We start from the raw sequence: 22,076 nt of genomic DNA on the forward strand, positions 1-22,076 counted from the left end.
TTAAGCCCCAGCCAACGACAGGTAGGTGGCGTTCAGTTCGGCAGCCAATCGCGGCCCTTTGCCACGCTTTACAGGACTTAGCTCGGTATCAATCCACACCAGATTCGCCTCCAGCTCGATCCCCGCCAAAGAGCTGCTGCTTCGCCCATCACTGAGTACATAGGCCGTCACGTGCAGATCCGGTTGCTGCTTTTTAAGCTGACGAAGGTAGCGCTGCGCCTCGGTGAAGGCCGCTTGCATGGGGGTACCGCCGCCTGCGGTGATCTCATCCATCCAGTGTCGCAGTGCTTTGGGTGCTCGGACTCTGGGTAATAACGGGGTCACTTCACTGTTACCAAAGCCAAATACGGCGATCTGCTCCCGTTTGACATAGGCTTTTTCGCAAATCTGTAAAACCGCCGCTTTTGCGTAGGCAAAGCCCTGCTCCTTTAAAACAGAGGCGGAGGTATCGAGCAACACCAGGTGCAGATGCATGGGCTTTCGCCCCTGCTGCTTGAATGCAAGTGCCTTGGGTGGCCACTCCGGCAAAGTGCCAATCAGGGTTTTAAACCAATCAGGCTTTTGGGAGGTCGCTCGCCCCTTGATAGCCTGGGCGCTACTGGACTTTGAGGCTTCCTGAAGGACATCCTCTGGCAAATTAACCGCGGTTTTCTCAGCGCTGGTTTGCCGCTTAGGTGTCATCGCCCCCCACTGCCCTTCGCTTTGTGGTTTGCTCTCTTCCGGGCGTTTAAAGCCAGAGTTAGGCGGTGGGCTCGGTGGACTGTTGTGTTGAGGGGGTGTCGGCGACTGCTTACGGCGGTGTGCCAACACCAAGACTTCGACAGCGTCGATATCATCCTGAGTGACCGCCGTTTTGCCCTGATAAGCCGCGTGGGCCAGCGCCGCACGAAACCAAACAATGTCGGCGCGTAAACCGTCCACATGGGCCTCGGCGCAGCGGGTCGCAATCTCTAGCCGTAAGGCGTCATCACACGCCACTTCAAGGATGTGGGCTTTGGCCGCCTGTATGCGCGCCATGAGTGCGTTTTTGTCGGCTTCGTACTGATCAGTAAAGGCTTTTGGGTTTTGATCAAACTGCTCACGGCGTTTGACAATTTCGACGCGCGCTTGCGGTGTCAACTGAGTATCCAGCTCAACCCAAAGACCAAAGCGATCCAACAGTTGCGAGCGCAGCTCCCCTTCATCGGGGTTCATGGTGCCGACTAAAACAAATTCGGCGGGGTGGCTGTGACTAATGCCATCGCGCTCAACCCGGTTCACGCCACTGGCCGACACATCTAAGAGTTGATCCACCAATGGATCGGGCAACAAGTTGACCTCATCCACATAGAGTACGCCGCCGTGTGCCTTAGCCAACAAGCCTGGGTGAAACGCCAGCTGTTTATCGTTGAGCACTTGGTTAAGATCCAGGGTGCCAACAAGCATCTCTTCACTGGCACCCAGTGGCAAGGTCACAAACGGGGCGGGCTCTTGGGACTGATCATCGACCGATAACAGATCCACCATGCCACGCGCCAGAGTGGACTTCGCACTGCCACGCGGGCCACTGATCACCACACCGCCGATAGCCGGATGTATGGCCACCAGAATCAAGGCCAATTTGAATTGATCTTGCCCATATACGGCGGCGAATGGGAAATGCGCTTGAGTCATAATCCTTCCTACTGCTCTTTCGGCCAGTGGACGTGGTGTTCATCAATCACAAACGGATGCTTGTGACGTTGCTTAGGGTGAAAATGTGGGTGTACATGCGGTTCTGGCCCCTCCCACCCTTCGTGTTCGTGCTGGTGGTGCTCATCGTGCACGTGCGGATGCAGGTGATCCACCGCGGGGTGCTCGTGCCAGAGCATGTGCTGATCGCTCTTTTTCCAGATCATCATCGCCGCAAGCCCCGCTAACAAAGCGATACTGCCTAAGCCTAAAAAAGCCCCCGACATGCTAAAACGACTGCCCAACCAGCCTGCCATCAGATAGCCCACCAACCACATACCGTGCGTTAGGGCAAAATTGGCCGAGAAGTAATCGTTTCGATCGCTCGCTTTGCAAGAGTTACGCACCACCCGCCCGGTCGGAATCAAAATCATACTGGTACCAAAACCTATCACACACCAGATGGGGAGCAGCCCATAAAATCCGGGGGCGGTGAGGCCTAGCAGTAACGCCGAAACCAAACACAAGGCCCCGATCAACATAACGGTGCGGTCGTGAATCGCCTCCAAAATCGATGGCAGCAAGAACGCACTGATCATAGACCCAACACCGGCAAACAGCATCACTAACGGTACATACTCTTCCGTAAGGCCCAATTGCTGGCGCACATAGACCACGGTGTTAACAATGATCATCGCCCCCGCGCACGAGAGCGCAAGGTTCAGCAACAACACCGCTTGTAGCCGAGGTGTTTTTAGGTAGCTGCGGATACCAAAGCTTACGCGCTGCCAAACACCGCCCACCCGGTCATTGGCGCGTGCCGCAGGGATGGCCGCTATGCACAAACACATTGATGCCAACGCAAAGCCAATGGCGTTTAACTCAAATAAGGCCGAGTAGCTAACAAACAGCAATAAAAACGCCGCAAGCGCAGGGCTTAATAAGCTTTCCATCTCCATCGCTAAACGCGAGAGTGACAAGGCTTGGGTGTATTCTTTTTCATCCGGTAGCAAATCTGGCAACAACGCCTGATACACCGGTGTGTAACCCGCGGCCATGGCATTGAGTAAAAACATCACACCAAACAACTGCCATGCGCTATCGCACAGTGGTAACAGGGCCACCAGCACAGCACGCCCCACGTTTAAACCGGCCAACCAGCGCTTTCGGGGCAGCTGGGTGGCATAGCCACCGACCACTGGTGCTACTGTTAGATAGGCAACCATTTTGATGGCCAGCGCCAAACCTAACACCCACCCCGCTTGGCTGGGCTCTAAATCAAATGCTAATAACGCCAACGCCACCGTGGTAAGGCCGGTGCCCACCAAGGAGGCAACTTGCCCTAAAAAAAGCCAGCGAAACGCGCTGTTTTTAAGGGGCGCTAACAGCGTCATCAAACGGCCTCCGCCTCGGCTAATGTCGGTTTGGTCGGCGTTTTGTCAAGTAGTTTTGCCGACTCTAGGCGCACTTCGCGTGTGGCGAGTTGATCGATAAAATCTTGATCGTGCGAGATGATGATCATCGCTTGAGGCAGTTCGAGTAAGGTGTCGATCAATCGTTTGCGCGCTTGTGTATCCAGCGCATTGCTGGGTTCGTCCAGTAGCAACACATCGGGCTCCATCGCCAGCACCGATGCCAGTGTGATCATCCGTTTTTCCCCGCCTGATAACTGATGGGTAATGCGCTCTTCAAAGCCTGCCATACCCAGTGCAGCCAGTGTGTCGCTGGCAATGCGAAGGGCTTGTTCGCGCGTTTTGCCAAGGTTAAGCGGGCCAAAGGCCACATCTTCTAATACCGTTGGGCAAAAGAGCTGATCGTCGGGGTCCTGAAACAAAAAGCCTGCTCGTGCGCGCACTTCAACAAACTGTTTTTCTTCGGTTCGGGTTTCACCAAAAGCCCAGACCTCGCCCGCTTTCGGCTTTTTTAAACCAACCAAGAGGTGCAGCAAGGTCGTTTTACCTGCGCCGTTGGGGCCGGTGAGCGCCACACGCTCGCCGGCGTGCAGGCTAAAATCCACGGCATCCAACACCACGCCACGGCGTGGGTAGCGGTAGGTTAAGCCAGTGACTTTGATCAGCGTATTTGGGTCGATCATAAAAAATTCAGCCCAACCAACACCCCAATGCAGGGGATAAATAAGATCAAACAACGAACATCGTGCTGGGTCATGGCCATCTCATCCAATAGATAAAACTGCCCCTTAAACCCGCGGCATTTCATTGCATCCATGATGCGCTCGGAGCGCTCTATCGAGTGCACCAACAGCATCCCAATTAAGTAACCAATCGAGCGCCATGTATGGCGGTTGGTTTTCAACACAAACGCCCTTGCCTGCATGGCGCGGCGCATCCGCTTGTACTCTTGCCCAATCACTTCTAAATACCGCACGGTAAAGAGCATCAAGTGCACGAGTTTTTCCGGCACTTTCAAGTGGGCTAGCGCATGGCCTAACGTGGTCGCGCTTTGTGTCCCGACCAATGCCAACAAAGAGAGCACCACCGCATGCGCTTTTAGGAGGATCATCAACGCGTGCAAAAAACCTTCTTTACTGGCGGATAAACCCCACAGGGTGAACCAGGTTTCACCGGGCGTTGTGAACGGCAACAGAATGATCAAGAAGATCATAAACATATCCATTGCAATCACTCGGCGAAGCGTACGTTTTACATTTAACTGCGCCAAAATAGCCAAGGCAAAACCGATCAATACCGCCAGCGTCAAAACGCCAAAGTGGTTCGAGAGCACCGTCACAAACGCAAATACAGTGACCATCACCACCCGAAGACGCGGGTCGAGCCGATCAATACAAGATTGATCGTGCTTAACCTTTTGCCCCTTCCACGAGGTGCCGCTGTGCTCTAAAAACCGAGGCATGATCGTCCCTTAGGCTTTGTTGGCCGCTTGTTGATCGAGCTTACGCTGACGCCACCAAATACCGATACCGCACAAACCAAAGATATAGCCAATGCCGCCAATGATGTCCTGCATTCCGGCTTTCTCTTTCAGGGCGAGGATCTCTTGGCGAAGCGGTTTTACTTGTTTGGCCACCGCTTTTTCGATCATCGCTTGAAGCTCGGCCTGATTGGCGATCATACCTTGGCTGTTTTCAGTGGTTGAAACATCACCCGCGCTTACCGAAGGTTCCCCATCCGGGCCTGGCAATGTGTCTGGTAGCTCATCAGCAGGCAGTGCAATCTCAAACACATGGCCCGAGCTTAAGTTGGCGTAAAAGTTGTGTTGGATCCGTTTGGTCGCTTTAAAGGTGAAAAAGCCCTCATCATTGGTAGTCACACGACCGAGCTCCTCACCCATCGCATCAAAGATGATTACTTCGGTACCTGCGGAGGCCATATCCCCGTTCGAGAAACCGATCTCCCCTTCGATTACATCTCCAATGGCGTACACGCCACCAATCACATTATGAGCGGAAGCATTACACGCCATCATTAACACACCGATGACTAATAGGATTTTACGCACAGCCTTAACCATATGCCCGCTCCTCGTCTAATCCTAAAAATTCCGGTTTAACTTTGCGGATTAACACCACCGCGGCTGCGGTTACAAAGCCTTCCACAATCATGACCGGTATGTGTGCCACAAAGGTCGCCTTGGCGGCCAGAAGGAAAGCCTCGCCCGAGAGCATTAACGAGAACGCCACCATCAAGGTGGTGATCACAATCGACCCCGCCCCAGCGATTGCCCCCCAAACAGCGGCCACCTTGGGTGATGAGGCGCTGATACCGTGTCGGCACAGGTAATAGATCATCACGGCTGGCAGCGCGATGTTGACGGTATTCACCCCCAACACCAAAAAGCCGCCAAAACCAAAGAACACAGCCTGCAGAAAGAGCGCTACCAAGAGCGCTGGAAACGCGGCCCAGCCAAGGGCCAAACCGATTAAGCCGTTTAAAATCAGATGCACACTGGAGAAGCCAATGGGCAAATGAATGTAGGAGGCAATAAAAAAGGCCGCAGACAAGACACCTACTTGAGGCAGGTGGTCGTAATCCATTTTTTTAAGGCCCAACGCCACACCCGCAATGGTCAATACACCACCGGCCACTAAAACTGGGACGGACAGCGCACCATCTACAATATGCATCTTAGAATCCTTAGCCGTTACTGCGCCGGTACTGCTTGAACCCAGATGACGGCATCTTGGGACAGTTCTTTGCCTTTGTACTCTTTATCCGGGCCTACGCCTAATGCGGCAAAGCCCCATTGACCGGCCTTGGGGATACCAAAAGTAAAAGTACCATTAGCATCGGCGTACATGGTCATGGTGACAAACGCATCAGCCGGAATATGGATGCTAGGCTCTTTGGCAAAAGCGTTGGCTTCGGTATCCGGTCGATAATTAACGTACTCGACCTCAACTTGAGCAAAGGGCACAGGTTTACCTTCGCTTTTTACCACGCCGGTAAAGGTACCGCCTTCATAGATGGCGTAGGGTTTGGTGAGCGGGACGATTTCGGCTTTAAGGCCTAAGTCTTCGTTCCAATCGGTTGGCAAGCTGCCGACGTTCACGATGGATTTGGTGATCTGCTGTATGTACAGATCTTCGGACGCCTCAAAGTACGGCGCCATCTCGTAGATGAACACATAATCGCCCATACCACGAAGGCTGTAGTCGGCCTCGTAGGACTCCCCTAGGTTCTCGGCACTTTGCCATTTAGCTGGCTTTAACGTCTCGATTAGATCGGTCTTCTTACCCTTTTTGATCACGTAAAACGCTTCGGGCTGATCGACCGTCATTACGGTGCCGCTGTCGGCCGGATGGGTAAAAGGCATATCAAAGCGCACATTACCGCCGCGATCATGAAGCAGTTCTGGGGTGTACAACAATTGAAAATGAGCACTGGCCGCAGTCGAAATAAGTGCCGTGCTGGCCGTTAATGTTAGGGCGATCGATTTAAACACTGAATATCTCCAACAGTATAGGTGTCGGAGTTGGGGAGGATAAGCAGACCCGCAGCACAACCAAACGATGCATTCATCGTTGTGCCTGAATCATTACTCGGTGAAGCCCTCCGCAACACCATGGTATCTTATCAGACTGGTATCCGGACTCATCAGCGAGGGCGTTAAACAACCCATCAGCCAGATCACCTTCCCATGCAGTGCACAGTGGCCTTCGAACTGGCATCACCAATCTACCGTTGCGGGGGCAGTGTTGGGATTGTACCCGGTATTACAACGGGTTACGCACCAACTTCCCGAGCTTTATCCTTTATAAAGCCTGTACTCTCGTACGGTCTGATAAGCGCCCAACGATACCGATGGAACAGAACCTTTGCAATCAAGTATTTTGCGACTGTGCATGAATCAAATAGATGATCGATAAAAACATACACGCACACATCGCAATGCAGTATTGCTCTTTTGTAGTGAGGTTTATCGTGTACCATAACGGCTTTGATCGAACCGAGATTGTGATGAAGCAACTGATTTTAGGCGGCGCCCGCTCTGGCAAAAGCCAACTTGCCGAAACACTGACCGCCACTTACGGCGCCAAGATCGCTTACATCGCGACAACCGATACCCAATACAACGACGCCGAGATGGATAAGCGCATCGCCCTGCATCGCCAGCAGCGCCCAAGCGATTGGTGCACCATCGAGGAGCCCATCGAGCTTGCCAAAGCCATCCAAGACCACCAACACCATGATGCCATTATGGTGGACTGCCTAACGCTTTGGCTCAGTAACTGTTTGATGAAAGACGAGGCGTTTTGGCAGGCGCAAAAGCACGAGCTGCTTGTAACCTTAAGCCAAATCGACACGCCCATTATCTTTGTCAGTAACGAGGTCGGCATGGGGGTTGTCCCCATGGGCAAAATCAGTCGCCAGTTTGTGGATGAGAGCGGCTATCTGCATCAAGACCTTGCCAAACTGTGCGAGCGTGTGGTTTTTATGGCCGCAGGCTTACCCCTAGTGATGAAAGGCCCGGCTCTGCCCTAAGCCTTGCCCAGTAAACACCCGATAGATCGAGGATACCCATGACTTGGTACACCCAACCCGCTGATGCCCCTAGCCAATTACATCGTGACGCGGCCCATGCGCACCAAAACCAACTAACCAAGCCACCTGGGTCCCTTGGCGAGCTGGAGAAGATCGCCATCACACTGGCCGCCTTACAACGCACCAAGACCCCAAAGTGCGAACAGATATCCATTGATATCTTCGCCGCCGATCACGGCATTGCCGACGAAGGCGTATCGGCCTTCCCGCAGGAAGTCACCACGCAAATGGTATTAAACTTTGCCCACGGTGGCGCAGCGATCTCGGTATTAGCCAACGCACTCAACGCCACACTTAGCGTCACTAATGTGGGCTCCAAAACGCCCATTCCGGACACCCCAAAGGTGATTGATGCGCGCATTGCCGATGGCACGCACAACTTTGCCAAACACCCCGCCATGAGTGCTAAGCAGCTAGAGCTCGCACTAAAAGCAGGTTTTGATGCAATTGCACGGGCAAAAGAGCACCAAGCAGACTTGTGGATTGGCGGCGAAATGGGCATCGCCAACACCACATCGGCCACCGCTTTGGGCTGTGCCCTACTGAGTGTGCCCGCAGAACAACTCACAGGCCCAGGCACGGGCTTAGATAAAGAGGGGCTTTTGCACAAAGCGGCTGTGATTGACGGCGCTTTGGCGTTCCATAACGCGGGCTCCCTAAATACCTTCGAGAAGCTACAAACCTTTGGCGGGTTTGAGATAGCGGCACTTTGTGGTGCCTACATCGCCGCTGCCCAAGCGGGCATCCCCGCTTTGGTCGATGGGTTTATCTGCACCGTCGCCGCGCGCTACGCGATTGCATTAAACCCAAGCGTTCAGCCATGGCTTTTGCTGTCCCATCAATCGGCCGAACCTGGCCATCAACCGCTGTTCGATGCGTTTCAACAAGCGCCCTTGATTGATTTGAAGCTGCGCTTAGGCGAAGCCAGTGGCGCCGCAACAGCTGTACCGCTGATCCGCTTAGCGTGCGAATTGCACAATAAGATGGCGACGTTTGCCGAGGCTGGGGTTTCAGGGGCTGAGGAGTAAAACTCGCAGAGGACATTATTTTTCTTTCTCAGTGATAGATAATGATCGCATATGTACACTCACCGTATTGAGAGACTGGATTGGTATAAGACACCATCACACATGCAACTTGAGTTGTGATTAAATAATGAATATATTTGATAGGGATCGAAAGGAAGCACTAGATTAAGGATAATCTAATCATGTCAGTTTACGCTAGCGAGCGATACGCCCCTTATTTTGCATCGTGCAATTCTTCAAGATTGAAGTTTGACGGTAATTTCCTCATATTCACCGGCAATAACGGTAGAGAATATAAATACTCCGCCGTATCTGGAAAGCAGCCTTCTGACTACTCTCTAGAGTCACAGAGAGCATCTGGAAAAGGCCCTATTCCAGCAGGCAAATATTGGATTAGACTCGATGAACTATGGGAAAGAACCTTTTTTAAGGAGGTTCAACTCAGGTTCATGTACTCGTCAGATGCATTACAGAGACATAGAAATGGTTGGGGGAACTACCGTATATCAATACACCCTTACCCTGAAACAGAAACCTACAAAAGAGGAGGTTTCTTCATACATGGCGGGAAATATCCGGGTAGCGCTGGCTGTATAGACTTGACCAACGAAATGGATAAATTTATTGACGACCTAAAAAGTGAGTCAGACTTGTCCAAATGTTACATACAGCTTGAAGTAATTTATAGAGATTAATAATGGCTATTACCAAAGCTGCTCTTACTATTCTATTTTTAGCTATACTAGCAACAACGCTAGTACTGGACTATAACACCTATGTTGAGTTTTACGGTTCAGGCCCGCCTTATTACAATCAGACTACCAACATGGATAAGTGGGTTGACCCTATGCCAGGGCTCATTATCACAAACTCAATTTCATTTGTGATATTAACCACAATAGTTTTAACTATATGGAAAATCAGAAAAAAGTAATCCATACAGCACATTATTTTATGACTTAAATTATAGCCGCGATTTCTTGCGGCTATAATAATCTGATATTTTTATACCTTCAACGGTGAAGTCGATATTTTGACTACTCAGTAATCGGCCTATATTCCTAAACCGCCTGTGCGGCGGTGAAGCCCGTATTTTAAAGCAGCCTAAATTTGCAGAATTTCTAAGCCGCCTGTGCGGCGGTGAAGACTGGATGACTAGTCAACTATCATTTGACTACTTTCTAAGCCGCCTGTGCGGCGGTGAAGTATGAGTGAGGAGGTTGGAAATTAATGAGGGATTTCTAAGCCGCCTGTGCGGCGGTGAAGTTGATGCAGAAGATCAGTACGGTACGGCCGTATTTCTAAGCCGCCTGTGCGGCGGTGAAGGCTGGTGGGATGATCTTCTCTTCTTTCTTGAATTTCTAAGCCGCCTGTTCGGCGGTGAAGATGACGCCAAGAAACAGGTTCGAGTTATCGGCTTTCTAAGCCGCCTGTTCGGCGGTGAAGCTAATGGCGGTACGGTAATAGTAAATCCCGATTTTCTAAGCCGCCTGTTCGGCGGTGAAGTTCGGGTGTCACTAGAACCCCGAACCCCTTCGTTTCTAAGCCGCCTGTTCGGCGGTGAAGTGGGTTTATTACGATATGCAAGTGCGCCTTGTTTTCTAAGCCGCCTGTTCGGCGGTGAAGCCAGCGCTTGATTGCGTGGCTGAGTTCCTTCGTTTCTAAGCCGCCTGTTCGGCGGTGAAGCCCGTCGCGGCGGCTAATGCGATGATTGTGCTTTTCTAAGCCGCCTGTTCGGCGGTGAAGCATTTTCCGGTAATACGCACAAGACCTCTTCGTTTCTAAGCCGCCTGTTCGGCGGTGAAGGAAGTCGGGCAGGGCTATCAGATAAAAGGGGTTTTCTAAGCCGCCTGTTCGGCGGTGAAGAAGTATCATTGGGGATATTTGCCCTCTAGCAATTTCTAAGCCGCCTGTTCGGCGGTGAAGTCGATCGCGCCGGGGTAATTAAGATCGTTCTCTTTCTAAGCCGCCTGTTCGGCGGTGAAGAGGCTGCCAGCGCCCTCGTATCGGCTGTGGAATTTCTAAGCCGCCTGTTCGGCGGTGAAGGCACGCTGAAAGTCGCGCACTTTGGTGGCTTGTTTCTAAGCCGCCTGTTCGGCGGTGAAGTAGAAAAAATAACAATATGTACCTGATTGTTAAAGAGCTTTTTGTCAAAAATGGAAAATACCCTCTTTATCACGATGCACAGTTAGGCCCGTAGTTACGGGCCTTACAACGATCAGATAAAAAAAGGGTTAAAATTTAGGTACGGTCGTCGTCGTACTCAAACCGTATTTAGAAAAAGACACGTCACTACTGCACGAGGCTGTTGCTTGCTGCTCAATGAACAGCGGAAACTGTTCGCCCGTAGACTGACTTTTAATACGAACGAACGGCAACTTAACGTGCTGGCTAACTGTATCTGGAATGTTCTCCTTAGCCTGCTCATACGTGATACCTTGGCGCTTCATAGCTCGCCTACGAATACGATCTGGGTTGCTTTTGACGTGCACGCGCTTTACCAACCAATACTCATGAGTATCAGGGACAAGGCTAATATCGGAAACCTTGGTAAAGTCTCCTAAGCCTTTTCTCCATGGTAATTGCTCTAGGGACTCCAAACGCGCTCGTGTACCATGCAATCTGAGTAATTTACCCAGAGATCCAGGCGAAGCTGTAGGAAAGCTCACACCAATATCGTTATCCGATACTTCCACTAACGCCCTGTGTAACTTACTGAACAGAGCATTCATGAGTATCGGCGCGGTAAATTCAGGATCTTCTAAAATATGGATGTCTACGTAATGATCCATGGTCATTACTCCGACTTGCTGCCAAAGACACCACCACGGATCAAATTAGCCATCACATAGTGTTGTTGTTCGATGTCTGGGGCTTGCCCCTTTTCCATCCATTTATCAAACAAGGTATAAAAGTCATCTTTGTTACTGCGATAGGCTTTTCCTCGGCTGGTTACTGAGCCGAAAGGCTCTGCAGAGATAGGCCCGATTTCATTGGCTTCGGCATACCACGTATCGATCGTGCGAATGGCATTGCCAATTTTTTGCGAGTGAAGCGCAGCGACACCGTCCACGCTGTACAGCACTTTGCTTTTACGCGAGTTGCTATCAAGCACGAGTTCTTGAGATGGAAATACCTCTTGCCCTTCTCCCAATTTGACAAAGGCCTCTACTTTTAAATACGTAAACTGGTCGCTCGATAGACCTTGCTCAATGGCCGTGGTTAACGCTTTTAGATCGTCGCTTTGATAATCAAAATCACGAAGCGAAAGCGCGTACCCATCAAACTCCCAAACCGTATTTTGGTCTTTTTGCTGATGAGTAATACGCACTTTAATCTCTTCTGCACCAACTCTGTTGCGCCACAAGAAGCGACCATTGGCTAAGTTAGAAGCATAGCGGTGCGCTAACGTGCCAAATGACTGATCTTTGATGTAGGCGTTAATCGTTTCACTTAAAACCGATTGATAATCTGGGCTATTACAGGCTGATGGCGTCGATAAGTCACCCAAAACACGAATACTAAACACAAGTTTTAACGTATCGCAGTCGAATGGAAGAGCCGCCGTATCGACCTTTTGCAAGTTTGCTTTGTTAACTTCCTGATCCAGTTTGGCAGGGTCATTCACTATTGCGTTTTTCTGACGATTTGAGATTGTACCGCGAACGGCCTTTTCTTGAATTGGGATAGCGCCCCACTTTGTATCTTGATCTATATCCGACCAACGCCCGCCAAGAAGAAGGCCATCCGAGTTGGCGAGTTTACGTTCAAATGCAAGTACTGTTGCTGTTTTTACCGCTGCCATGCTGTTTCTCCTAAGAATTAACGGAAACGTTTGTTTCTAATGTAAGGGGTGTACCGGGCTCGTAATCGTTCCGGCATACATAAAGGGAAGTTTCGACGTTGTGTGAATGACTCCACAGAAGGTGCTGAATATCATCAATGCGGTGCGGGCTAATCCACTGCCCCAAAGAATAAATAGCTTCTACAAATTGAACTGGGACATCCCTATCTCGCACATGGCCAACGGCCCCTGCTGGGTAAAGGTCGGATACACCTTGATAACCAATCATGATGGGCTTGAGCCAACCACTAAAATTGGGTCTTTCGATTACCCATTCAGTATGTTCATCGGTACCTTGAGCACGCATTTTACGAGCACTAAAATCAAGCCATGCATCAAAAGGCGTTTGCCCTGAATCGCTTGAATGCTGTTCCAACACGTCTTGTCGACAGACTAATGCAAACCCGGGTAGAAACTCTCTTAAATAGCGCTTTCTTCTTGAAACATCGCTATTTATGGCCTCTATTGCCCCTTCTACTTTCACAGCACCCATTGAAGTTATTACACCACCTGCGATTCGCATTTGTGGGATCACTTGCGTGATATATTCTTTAAAATCTTCAATATCGTCCGGGGATATATAGCCATCTCGCGCTTTTATGGATATTAAAAGGGTGATATCCATACGCATCTTGCCTTCCTCATTGAAAGGCGCTGTGACGGCCTCCTTCCCTTTTAAAACAAGGGGATTACGAGTTAAAGCAAAATAGCTCTCGCGGCTCATGTTATCGCTGTAGGATTGCACTTGGCTGCTGTGGCAAATGACCGCACAAGATTCAAGCAATATCGAATCGGTTATGCGCTCATGTACTTTACGCTGCAAAGCATGAACGAAGCCTAAGAAACTGGTTACCGCAGGGAAACCCCACGTCATTCCGGCTATCGCATTTGCGCCTTCCACTTGAAGGTGCCTAAGCTCAAGTAATTTATCCATTAAACACCTCGATGACCTCATCCTGGACTAGTCGTAACTCCTGAGCGGTGAGTACTTTCCACTGAGCAAATTCGGCATCCCCGGTCGACAATTCGGATTTGTACTCAAGCTGAGCATTTATGAATCGCGCAAAGTCCTCGGCAACTTTTGACTGCCACTCTTTTTTATCAAAATGCTCGGCAAACTCGGGATCCGTCAACCTACGCTTAGGGTCGAGCCAAAGCGTTTGGTGCAAAGGTAAATGACAATCAGGGCTGGATGACCAACCAGCGGGGAATCGGCGTACAGTTGCGCCGTATGCAATGAGTCGGTCTACAATATCATCGATTCTGCGAGCACGCTGTGCTCTTATTCTCGATGTACTTTGTTGATGCGCACTTTCTACCAGAAACGCTTTTAGCCCCTTTATTTGAGGATAAACCTGCCGCGAGAATGGTCCACGAAAAATAGACTTCACTTTTAAAGGCGGTTTCTCTTGTTGCTCCCAGGTTGGCGGTGCGCTGCTTAAAAGATACGCCTTACCACCACGACTGGAATTGAGCTGGCTTATATTTTGTGGTTTTGTGCCGCCAAAAGCTTGTACAGCAATGTTCGGGTACTCAATAGTCGCGGTCTCTAAAAATTGCTCTTTTCTACGCGCATCCCTTGCCGCTTTCTGCTCTTCGGAAAAACGCGCGAAATTGACGCGTTCGTAAACTTCTTGAGAAAGTGCGCTTGCAAATAATGGAAGTAGAAGATGATATTCCCCTTCCTTTTCAAGTGGCCAATAAAGCTGTTTAGCCAATTTGTGCGATGACGGATCTTTAGCTGTTACAGCCAACTGGAAGCCTTGGAACCACTCTTGAAGCTGTTCTTTAGAATCAGCATAAGGCTCAAAAGGAGCCATATTTTCTTGCTGGATATAGTCCACTAAGGTTTTACCTTCAGCTTCTAACATCAGCAATTTTCCAACATCAAGCGCAGCGGCGTTTCCCACGATATCGATTGCAGGCTGTTGAAGGCAGTGTGTACCAACATAATTGTTCGCGCTATCTAAATCCGATGCGAATACGCTGGTACCTTTGGCGTCGGAGTGGATAAATTTCACAGCATGGGTGACTAACTGTAATTGCTTGGCCCTTGAAGCCGCATCCGTCAGCCAAATGCTTGGTTTGTACTTATCAACTTCCGCCTGCCTAGTCGCAAACCGTTTCATTTCGTAGGCTGCGACGTCCTCGGGTTTTAGCGACTTAAGGTTTTTATCCGTCTCTTTATCAAACTTCTCTAACCGATCCTCTTTTCGACTGTTGATATAGTCGAGGATTTGATCGGATAAACCTTTACCGTCCTGATCCATCCCTTTTTCCTTATATTATTCGGCTTCGAAGAACCCAAATAGATTGTTTCTATGCCACACACCTTCTTTTGTACGCAACGACACTACCCCAAACTGCTTTGCCGCATCGGCCAAACTCACATTCTTCCGCTCCGCTATTGCCATAAGCTCAGCTTTATAATCAAAGTCACCGCCCCATAGGTACACGCCTTTCGCAAGGTTAGGCAAACTATCCTCTGTAAAGCCCTGTTTTTCATCAGATTTAAAATCACCGTTCTCGTGCCAACGCCACATAGCAGGTTCATCAAACTCTTCTTCTAAATAGAAGCAATAATCATCGCTTGGGGTATGCTTTCGAAAAGGTAGCCGTCGCTGAATATGATTAGTCCAATGGCAAGGCTGATTCCACCAAACGCTTGCGTAAGGCCGCCCACTTGACGCATCCTCCCCCCAGAGCCGATTAGCTAGGGCTGCATGTTCAAGATCGACCAACTGGCGCTCTGGGTCTAAATGATCGGCCTTTAACATTCGAGGTAGAGCATTAATGGTTTGATACTGATGCTCCGGAAGTACCTCGTTTAGCAGGTGGCTTTTAAGAAGAAGACCGCCACCTTCAAAGCCCGGTTTCACGAACGCTTCGCGCTCGCAACGCAGTGCGCGAATATTCTGGTTTAATAAATGAATATTGGGTTGATCAACCAGCGTGACTTGATCATGCCTTAACACTCGTCCCGCTAATTGAATCACCGACCGAATGGACGATGGCTCAACGACCGCCCAATCGTAAGAGTGATCCCGCCCTACTTCGGTTACAGGGCTGCCTAGCACAACAAAAACATGCTCTTCATTTGGGGCTTTTGAGATCGCATCTTGTACGCTGCTATGCGACCAAATAGCGGCCGGGTCTTTGCGGTTAAGGACAGCATCCAACCGGGTTTCAATAGAAGAACGCTGCAACAATAGGAACTGGCTGTGGTACACACAGTAATGCACATTTAAGCCCTGTGGGCTGGGCATTAACATCAGCTTTTGCGCGACCGCTACCAGTGGTTTGATGTTCGCCATTCGCACCAACCCAAAACTCGCGACAGCGTTACCTTTTGGTTGCTTGTGCTGATACCGGCTATGTAATTCAAGCACGCTGGCATGAATCTGATGCGCCATGTCATCAATTGCGGTATCACGATTTTGCGTTTGCAAAGACACCAGCTCAACACGACGACGGACCGCTTGCTGAGCTAACTTAGCCGCACGCCGCTTCATACAGTTTGAATGTTCAGCTGAAAACAGATCCCGACTGGCCACATTAACCGAAGTGCTTTTAAATTCATCAAACCAAGCACATACAACATTGGTCGTCTTGCTTGGATTCACATTCACAGCCTTCTCGTAATGCTTTCGCCCAGCTAAATAAGCATCGAATAAAGCTTCTGTCAGATCTGGCGGCAGTGTTGCCGAAGAGAGTAAAACTTTACTCCCGAGCAATCCTGCCCAATGGACTAAACGACACAGTGCCGGTAGATCGTCCAAACCGAAATCATCCGGCTCATCCAAAACAAGATCAGAGGATAACAAACGCAGCATAGGCGCTATTTGCTTACCGCCACGACTGCCTTCCGTAGCGGGCATCAGATGATCAATCGTGCTTACCAATACGGGCGCGTTAACGAGTTTTTTGATTTTTGGTGATCGATCCAACCATTTAGAAAGCAGTCCATCACCCAAAATGCCATCGTAACTGACGTAATTATCTTGATCGGCAAACACACTCGCGGATTCAGAACCAAACACGCCAGCATGTTGATTACTTTCTTCATGCAACGCCTGTACAGCACTGGAGCCAATCAGAACGGCTAAGTCCTCCTCATCCAAACGAAGGTGTTCTTTGAAGGCGTCACCGGTTTGAAGGGTCAGTGTTCTGAGCCCAAGCGCTACATTAAAACGACAACCTTTTCGTTCATCCGACAGGCCATACATAATTTTTGCATTCGCGAACGTCTTACCCAAGCCGGTTGAAGCGACATTGATACCAAAAAAACCCTGTTTGTCGGATTGATCACGCACACTCACTGCTAATTCATAGGCTTTGTTCTGCCAAGCAAATCGGGGCAATGTGGTTCTTTTCTTTAGTTCAGGGTGGCGCGTGATAACAGGTAATGACTCTTTAAGCACAGGCAATAGGCGCACCAATTGATGGCTGCAGTGGTACACGCCAATTAAATGATCATCTAACGTCTGGTTGTATTTGCCGTTATCCTGACTTCGACATTCCCGCCAAGTATTGGCGTAAACAGTCTTTTTAACGGTTTTTCCCCACGACTTGTCATGCCATGCGGTCTTTATGCCCACACGGTTTTGACTCGAATAGTAATGATCGGCCAGCATTAAGCTCAAACGCGAAAGGTGCAATGTGAAAGGGTCAAAGAGCCAAGGGTGCTTTGTGAAAATCGCTCTTTTTAAGGCCTGGCTCGCAATTCGAGAGACTTTATCGCACCACGTTTGACTGCAAAACGGGGTACCAAAAGGGAATGACCAAACCTTCTCTATATCCGCCTTAGACCAATCATCATCGGATCTCGGTGAATTCCAAGGTCCTCTAACAGCCTCTAGGATTTTATCTGCATGTGTAATGAAAGTTTTTTCATCAGTAGTCGGTTCTAATAATTTGTGATGACTGACAATCAACCACGCTACCGCTTGCGCAACTGGCGGTAGTTTTGGAAAAGGCGAACGGCATTTTTCGGTGATCTTATCTTTAACCAATGCTGCTTGTACGAACTGATCCGTGTCGGAGCCAAGTTCAGATAAGGCCGTTAACCAAGCTGAATCTTGATCCGCGACTGGAGCATGTTGAATGGTTTGCGTAACAAACGCCTCGAAGATTCTTAACGAAACCCACTCGTGACGATACGGTTCAAAGCTGGCAGTCTTTTTGGTGGGATTGATTTTGTCTTGAAAAGCTTGGTTTGCTTTACCTGCATCATGAAACAGAGCAGCTATGCACGCTAGTAGCCTAATATCTTCTGCGGTTTGCCATACATTTTCATCTTTAGCTCTTAATATATCCCGCCCAGTTACGTTGGTGGGTACCGCGCCGTCAATGTTAAATTTTCGGGGGTTACCCACAATCCATTTCAGTTCGGTGCGATCACGCCCCCTAATCCAATGACAAGCAACAGAAGTGTTTCGACGTGCTGTTTTTTTCAGTAACTTACGTAAAGTGGATAGACCTTGTTCCGTTATAGCCGTTTGCCATGTCCGGTCCCCCGTGCGTTCAGCAAATTGATCTATAATACGTCGCGTTTCTTTGAGCGCTTTTTTCGAGCACTGAGAGACAAGTAGGATATTCATCTAAGCACCGAACTCCTCACTGATCGACTTTAAACTGTCGATCATGAAGTCCAATGCTTCGCTGTGCCGAATCGCAGAAATACACGCTTGTCTAAATTCCTGCTCAGAATCCCCGTTCATAGCACTCAAAAACGCTTGCGGCAGTATAATTCCATCTTTCACAAGATCGGCCGCATCAAAAACCAATCCGCCTCGGCGCGTTTTGCCATGCAAGATAGACAGCCCATGCGGTAAACCAAGAACCCATGTCGCCGTAGCGCCCAATCCATAAGCAAGGTAATTACCATGATCTAAAAACCGGTTGGCAAAGTCCGTCCCCTCGCCCTGCTTAATCCGGGTAAAGTCGTTGTAACCTGTGATATTGCAGATAATTTTATAAAGTGTTTTGGTAAGGCGAGCTTCACTTAACATCAACTCGTGAGGCTCAGCAGCCTTTTCAACCTGCTGCTCAAACTGGGCCAGCGCTTGATGTAAGTCAGAGGCATTGAGTGCTATACCAGCATCCTTGAAGCGATTATTGTTGGTCCAGTTTCTTTTAGTGAACTCGATGCGTTTCATTTGAATGGCTTTGGCGGCCTCTAAACGCTTGGTATCATCAAACCAAAAAGAAACCCATTGCTGCAGATATTCAACAGGGCGGTATTCACTTTGCGGACTAAAGAAACTGACATCAAAATCCAATTCATTTGTGGAAAACAGTGGCGAACCACCCCCACCACAGAAACCGATTAAGACGCCTGCCTTGGCTAACTCACGTACTGCTGCTTGGGTAATAGATGTGCCATTACCCAGTAAGAGCGTCGTTGTATTGGCGATCGGAATGTTCCAATAGTAAGACTGCTTACCTTCATCGGTAACGTACTCGACCCGGCCATCTTTAACCAATACACGGCAGTACTCAAGGTAATACATGTTGGCACGTTTAGAGTGCAGGATAGTTTTCATATCCGAGGGGGAGAACTGTTCCATGTCCAATGATCCATTTGAATGCAAGATAAAATCCCGATTCAACATAGACCATGACCAGATCTAAGCCAATAAAATAGACAAAAAACGCTTTAGACTTTGGTAAAAAGACACAAAAAAACCGACAATCGTCGGCTTCTAAGATACTGATTTAACAGTAATTTGGTAGGACTAGGCAGATTCGAACTGCCGACCTCTACCATGTCAAGGTAGCGCTCTAACCAACTGAGCTATAGTCCTAAAGAGTGGTGCATATAATACTCACATTTCCCCGTAATACAAGGCTTTCAGCCAACTTTCTTCAAATTAGTCATTTCTTAAACACCCCCATTAATACCCCTCCGTACCATGAAAATGGTACGCGAAGTGGTACGCGAGGTTTCACGTACCATTCACTGTGTATGTTTTTATTTAAGCGTTATCTAATCCAGTCGCACACCCCGTATCCCGGCGCATTCACTGCGTTCATGCTTGGGTACTGGTGCTCCTTGATTAGATAAGTAAGGTGCGATTTAAAGAGCATCACAGCTCTCAACCGCCTTCCACCACTATAAAACGCGCAAAACTTCCCTGTTTTCGGTACTTTTTGCCATCTGAATGCCTGTTTTCCGGCATCCAGACGGATTTATCCTATGCTCGTAACATCTGGTCCACGCGGACGATGTTCGCTAAAGCGAAGAGCATCGCCAATTTATGATGGTTCTTCCGTAAGCCTTTATAGCTTGTCTTTCGAAAACCAAACTGGCACTTAATGATCCTGAACGGATGCTCCAATTTGGCACGAATACTGGCTTTCATATACTCCATATTCAGCAATGTTTTGTTGATCCGAGGATGGCTTTTCAGTGCTTTCACTTTGCTCGGCTTCTCAGCAATATGCCACTCAGCATTGCCGCCCTGTAGCTCGCTACGCTTCTGCGCACCACGGTAACCTGCATCAGCAAAAACAAAGTCTTCTTCCCCATGTAGCAACTCATGCGCTTGGTTTAGATCATGCTCATTCGCCGCTGTCGTGGTAAAACTATGCGTGAGGCCTGTGCGCGCATCGACTCCAATATGCGCTTTCATACCAAAATGCCACTGATTGCCCTTCTTGGTTTGATGCATCTCGGGATCACGTTTACCGTCTTTATTTTTGGTGGATGTAGGCGCTTCTATAATCGTTGCATCCATTAAGGTACCTTCTTTCAAAAGTACTCCCGCATCACTCAACCACTGGTTCACCTCATCAAAAATTGTGTGAGCAAGGTGGTGCTGTTCCAGCAAATGGCGAAAGTTCATAATCGTAGTTCGATCAGGGATCGCGCCATCCAGTGATAGATTTGAAAACAAGCGCATAGATGCAATTTCGTACAATGCATCTTCCATAGCTGGATCACTGAGGCTGTACCACTGTTGCAGGCAATGAATACGCAACATGGTTGATAATGGATAAGGCGGACGACCTCTGTCAGACGGCGGGTAGTAAGGCGCGATGACGGATTCTAAACGCTGCCATGGAATCAGCTTGTCCATCCGACCTAGGAATTTCTCTTTGCGTGTGATGTGGCGTTTGCTTTGATACTCGCTATCACCGAAACTCAGCTGCTGTGTCATCGATCATCCATGGTAGTGAAGAGTTTCGGCTACGATAAATTGTGGTGTCACTTGTCTATAGAAATTTTAAATTTCTTCATAGCATACATGTTACTAGATCGCTTACCTCCTATGGTATTAGCTTCGAGAGCTAAAGCTCTCTTGCATACCGGAGGACGCTTCTAGTAACAAATCAGTCTAATTCTTTACTGGTGTGGTCTAAAAAGGCCCTCTGAGAGGTTTTTAAGGAAAACTTGCAACATGATGAGGGATTTCTTAAAAACTTCTCAGAGGGTTTTATAATGGCTCTGACATGCAGGACAGCGGTGTCTCACAAAGAACAATGTTGTAGCTGCTAGTGTATTGACCATGATCAAATAAAGCCATAAGGTTCCTGACCTAACTAAAAATGGAAGGAACCTTGACATGGGATTGTCAAAACAGAAGTTCAAAGAGGATTACAACAAGGGAACCCTATTTCTTTTGGAATACCCAGCACGGGAATTCAAGGAGCACACGGTAAACACCACAGTCTATTCAGAAAATTCAAAAATTAACGCTGTAGCGCAAAGAGAAACGCTTGCGATGTTAAGGCGCACGATACAAGGAATGAAGCACGGAGATACGCGACCTGTAAAGCTATTCACTGTCGTGTGTGAACCGCTTACAGCGGAGAGCGCAAATGAGGCTACCTACGACCAGTATCGGTTTGCAAACGCTGTAGCAGGCGCAGTGTCAGCCGCACTGGGTTTTTTACTTCTTAGAAAGATGCCTAAAAAAGTGAAAGAAAATGAAAAGGCAAAAGGAGGAATTGGCTGGGGTATTAGTCTGATTGTAGGTGCGCGTGTTAGAAAATTCATTATTAAACACTCGCGTAAATTCAACGCAGGGGATGTAAGTGTAATGACGTTTATCGAAGTAAACGGCGGTATCGGTCCTCAGTATTCGTTCACTGGGACCTATTTAACCTTAGACGAGTATTAACATGATATATCTTCTGATTGGAGCACTTGGGCTACTTTACATTCATTTAGTTTACAAATACCTCCCTAAGCTACTTCGAAAAATACTTGGCGGTACATTAGCTGTATCAGGACTGGTTGCCTTGTTTTTGTTTCCACCTGACTTGTTTGAATACCAGTTCGAAGTGTTTTCATCAGTTATGATTTTCGGGATTGTAACTATTGTTGATTAAACAATAAGAATACCTTTTTGGATTATAGATAGTCGCCCCTGAAAAATACGTAACCGTATGATTTATAGTGGTTTATAATGCGGTTCGAATATGGAAACCCCGCCTTTTTTGCCCTTCAGGGCCCAAATAGTTGCAGAATCGTTGATTTATGAAACCGAAGAAGAAGCTTTCAGAACCGCAAAACGATATGTTCCG

Annotated in this window: 18 protein-coding genes, 1 tRNA gene, 1 CRISPR repeat array and 1 riboswitch; of the genes, 4 read left to right on the plus strand and 15 right to left on the minus strand. The window is 48.7% G+C overall.

Annotation, left to right across the window (positions count from 1 at the left end; all coding sequences use genetic code 11):
* Genes ACXAF9_RS15165 through ACXAF9_RS15195 form a run of 7 tightly spaced genes read right to left on the minus strand, consistent with a single transcriptional unit; the run spans nucleotide 1 to nucleotide 6,573 of the window.
* Nucleotides 1–1,653, minus strand: a complete 1,653-nt coding sequence (locus ACXAF9_RS15165) for an ATP-binding protein (protein ID WP_475075533.1) — start codon at nucleotides 1,651–1,653, stop codon at nucleotides 1–3.
* Nucleotides 1,654–1,661: 8 nt separating this feature from the next.
* Nucleotides 1,662–3,044 carry an MFS transporter gene (locus ACXAF9_RS15170; RefSeq protein WP_475075534.1) on the minus strand — a complete coding sequence of 461 codons (1,383 nt, stop codon included), beginning with the start codon at nucleotides 3,042–3,044 and terminating at the stop codon, nucleotides 1,662–1,664.
* Complete coding sequence (locus ACXAF9_RS15175) at nucleotides 3,044–3,745, minus strand: energy-coupling factor ABC transporter ATP-binding protein (RefSeq protein WP_475075535.1); 702 nt, start codon at nucleotides 3,743–3,745, stop codon at nucleotides 3,044–3,046. The genes ACXAF9_RS15170 and ACXAF9_RS15175 overlap by 1 nt, the downstream gene beginning before the upstream one ends.
* Nucleotides 3,742–4,524 (minus strand): cobalt ECF transporter T component CbiQ, encoded by a 783-nt coding sequence (gene cbiQ, locus ACXAF9_RS15180; protein ID WP_475075536.1) that lies wholly within the window; start codon nucleotides 4,522–4,524, stop codon nucleotides 3,742–3,744. Before cbiQ ends, ACXAF9_RS15175 begins: the two co-directional genes overlap by 4 nt.
* A 9-nt stretch (nucleotides 4,525–4,533) precedes the next feature.
* Nucleotides 4,534–5,142 (minus strand): hypothetical protein, encoded by a 609-nt coding sequence (locus ACXAF9_RS15185; RefSeq protein WP_475075537.1) that lies wholly within the window; start codon nucleotides 5,140–5,142, stop codon nucleotides 4,534–4,536.
* Complete coding sequence (gene cbiM, locus ACXAF9_RS15190) at nucleotides 5,135–5,755, minus strand: cobalt transporter CbiM (RefSeq protein ID WP_475075538.1); 621 nt, start codon at nucleotides 5,753–5,755, stop codon at nucleotides 5,135–5,137. The genes ACXAF9_RS15185 and cbiM overlap by 8 nt, the downstream gene beginning before the upstream one ends.
* 17 nt (nucleotides 5,756–5,772) lie before the next feature.
* Nucleotides 5,773–6,573: a DUF4198 domain-containing protein gene (locus ACXAF9_RS15195; protein ID WP_475075539.1), complete on the minus strand. Its 801-nt coding sequence runs from the start codon at nucleotides 6,571–6,573 to the stop codon at nucleotides 5,773–5,775.
* 117 nt (nucleotides 6,574–6,690) lie between these two features.
* A riboswitch (cobalamin riboswitch) is annotated at nucleotides 6,691–6,928 on the minus strand.
* Nucleotides 6,929–6,986: 58 nt separating this feature from the next.
* Here ACXAF9_RS15195 and cobU point away from each other — a divergent pair.
* The 3 genes from cobU (at nucleotide 6,987) to ACXAF9_RS15210 (ending at nucleotide 9,396) form a co-directional block, all read left to right on the plus strand.
* On the plus strand, nucleotides 6,987–7,613 hold the full coding sequence (cobU, locus tag ACXAF9_RS15200; RefSeq protein ID WP_475075540.1) for a bifunctional adenosylcobinamide kinase/adenosylcobinamide-phosphate guanylyltransferase: 627 nt from the start codon (nucleotides 6,987–6,989) through the stop codon (nucleotides 7,611–7,613).
* A gap of 38 nt (nucleotides 7,614–7,651) precedes the next feature.
* Complete coding sequence (gene cobT, locus ACXAF9_RS15205) at nucleotides 7,652–8,701, plus strand: nicotinate-nucleotide--dimethylbenzimidazole phosphoribosyltransferase (RefSeq protein WP_475075541.1); 1,050 nt, start codon at nucleotides 7,652–7,654, stop codon at nucleotides 8,699–8,701.
* Nucleotides 8,702–8,883: 182 nt separating this feature from the next.
* Nucleotides 8,884–9,396 carry a tlde1 domain-containing protein gene (locus tag ACXAF9_RS15210; protein WP_475075542.1) on the plus strand — a complete coding sequence of 171 codons (513 nt, stop codon included), beginning with the start codon at nucleotides 8,884–8,886 and terminating at the stop codon, nucleotides 9,394–9,396.
* Nucleotides 9,397–9,759: 363 nt separating this feature from the next.
* A CRISPR array of direct repeats spans nucleotides 9,760–10,807; the repeat unit is 28 nt; unit sequence TTTCTAAGCCGCCTGTTCGGCGGTGAAG.
* 128 nt (nucleotides 10,808–10,935) lie between these two features.
* Here ACXAF9_RS15210 and cas6f read toward each other — a convergent pair.
* The 8 genes from cas6f to ACXAF9_RS15250 form a co-directional block, all read right to left on the minus strand.
* On the minus strand, nucleotides 10,936–11,493 hold the full coding sequence (gene cas6f / locus ACXAF9_RS15215) for a type I-F CRISPR-associated endoribonuclease Cas6/Csy4 (protein WP_475075543.1): 558 nt from the start codon (nucleotides 11,491–11,493) through the stop codon (nucleotides 10,936–10,938).
* Between the two features lie 5 nt (nucleotides 11,494–11,498).
* Entirely contained in the window at nucleotides 11,499–12,506 is a 1,008-nt protein-coding gene (gene csy3, locus ACXAF9_RS15220; RefSeq protein WP_475075544.1) for a type I-F CRISPR-associated protein Csy3, read from the minus strand.
* A 10-nt stretch (nucleotides 12,507–12,516) separates the two neighbouring features.
* Entirely contained in the window at nucleotides 12,517–13,479 is a 963-nt protein-coding gene (csy2, locus tag ACXAF9_RS15225) for a type I-F CRISPR-associated protein Csy2 (protein ID WP_475075545.1), read from the minus strand.
* A complete protein-coding gene (gene csy1 / locus ACXAF9_RS15230; RefSeq protein ID WP_475075546.1) occupies nucleotides 13,472–14,815 on the minus strand; it encodes a type I-F CRISPR-associated protein Csy1 in 1,344 nt (447 codons plus the stop codon). Before csy1 ends, csy2 begins: the two co-directional genes overlap by 8 nt.
* Nucleotides 14,816–14,830: 15 nt before the next feature.
* Nucleotides 14,831–18,145, minus strand: a complete 3,315-nt coding sequence (gene cas3f, locus ACXAF9_RS15235; protein ID WP_475075547.1) for a type I-F CRISPR-associated helicase Cas3f — start codon at nucleotides 18,143–18,145, stop codon at nucleotides 14,831–14,833.
* The gene (cas1f, locus tag ACXAF9_RS15240; protein ID WP_475075548.1) at nucleotides 18,146–19,114 is read right to left on the minus strand and encodes a type I-F CRISPR-associated endonuclease Cas1f; all 969 of its coding nucleotides are present in this window, start codon (nucleotides 19,112–19,114) and stop codon (nucleotides 18,146–18,148) included.
* A 160-nt stretch (nucleotides 19,115–19,274) separates the two neighbouring features.
* Nucleotides 19,275–19,351: transfer RNA gene (locus ACXAF9_RS15245), tRNA-Val, on the minus strand.
* A 390-nt stretch (nucleotides 19,352–19,741) separates the two neighbouring features.
* Nucleotides 19,742–20,707: an IS5 family transposase gene (locus ACXAF9_RS15250; protein WP_475075549.1), complete on the minus strand. Its 966-nt coding sequence runs from the start codon at nucleotides 20,705–20,707 to the stop codon at nucleotides 19,742–19,744.
* Nucleotides 20,708–21,112: 405 nt separating this feature from the next.
* Between ACXAF9_RS15250 and ACXAF9_RS15255 the strand changes: the two genes are divergently transcribed.
* Nucleotides 21,113–21,670: a hypothetical protein gene (locus ACXAF9_RS15255; protein ID WP_475075550.1), complete on the plus strand. Its 558-nt coding sequence runs from the start codon at nucleotides 21,113–21,115 to the stop codon at nucleotides 21,668–21,670.
* Nucleotides 21,671–22,076: the final 406 nt, after the last annotated feature.

The sequence above is a fragment of the Neptunomonas sp. ABH4_499 genome (assembly GCF_056160565.1).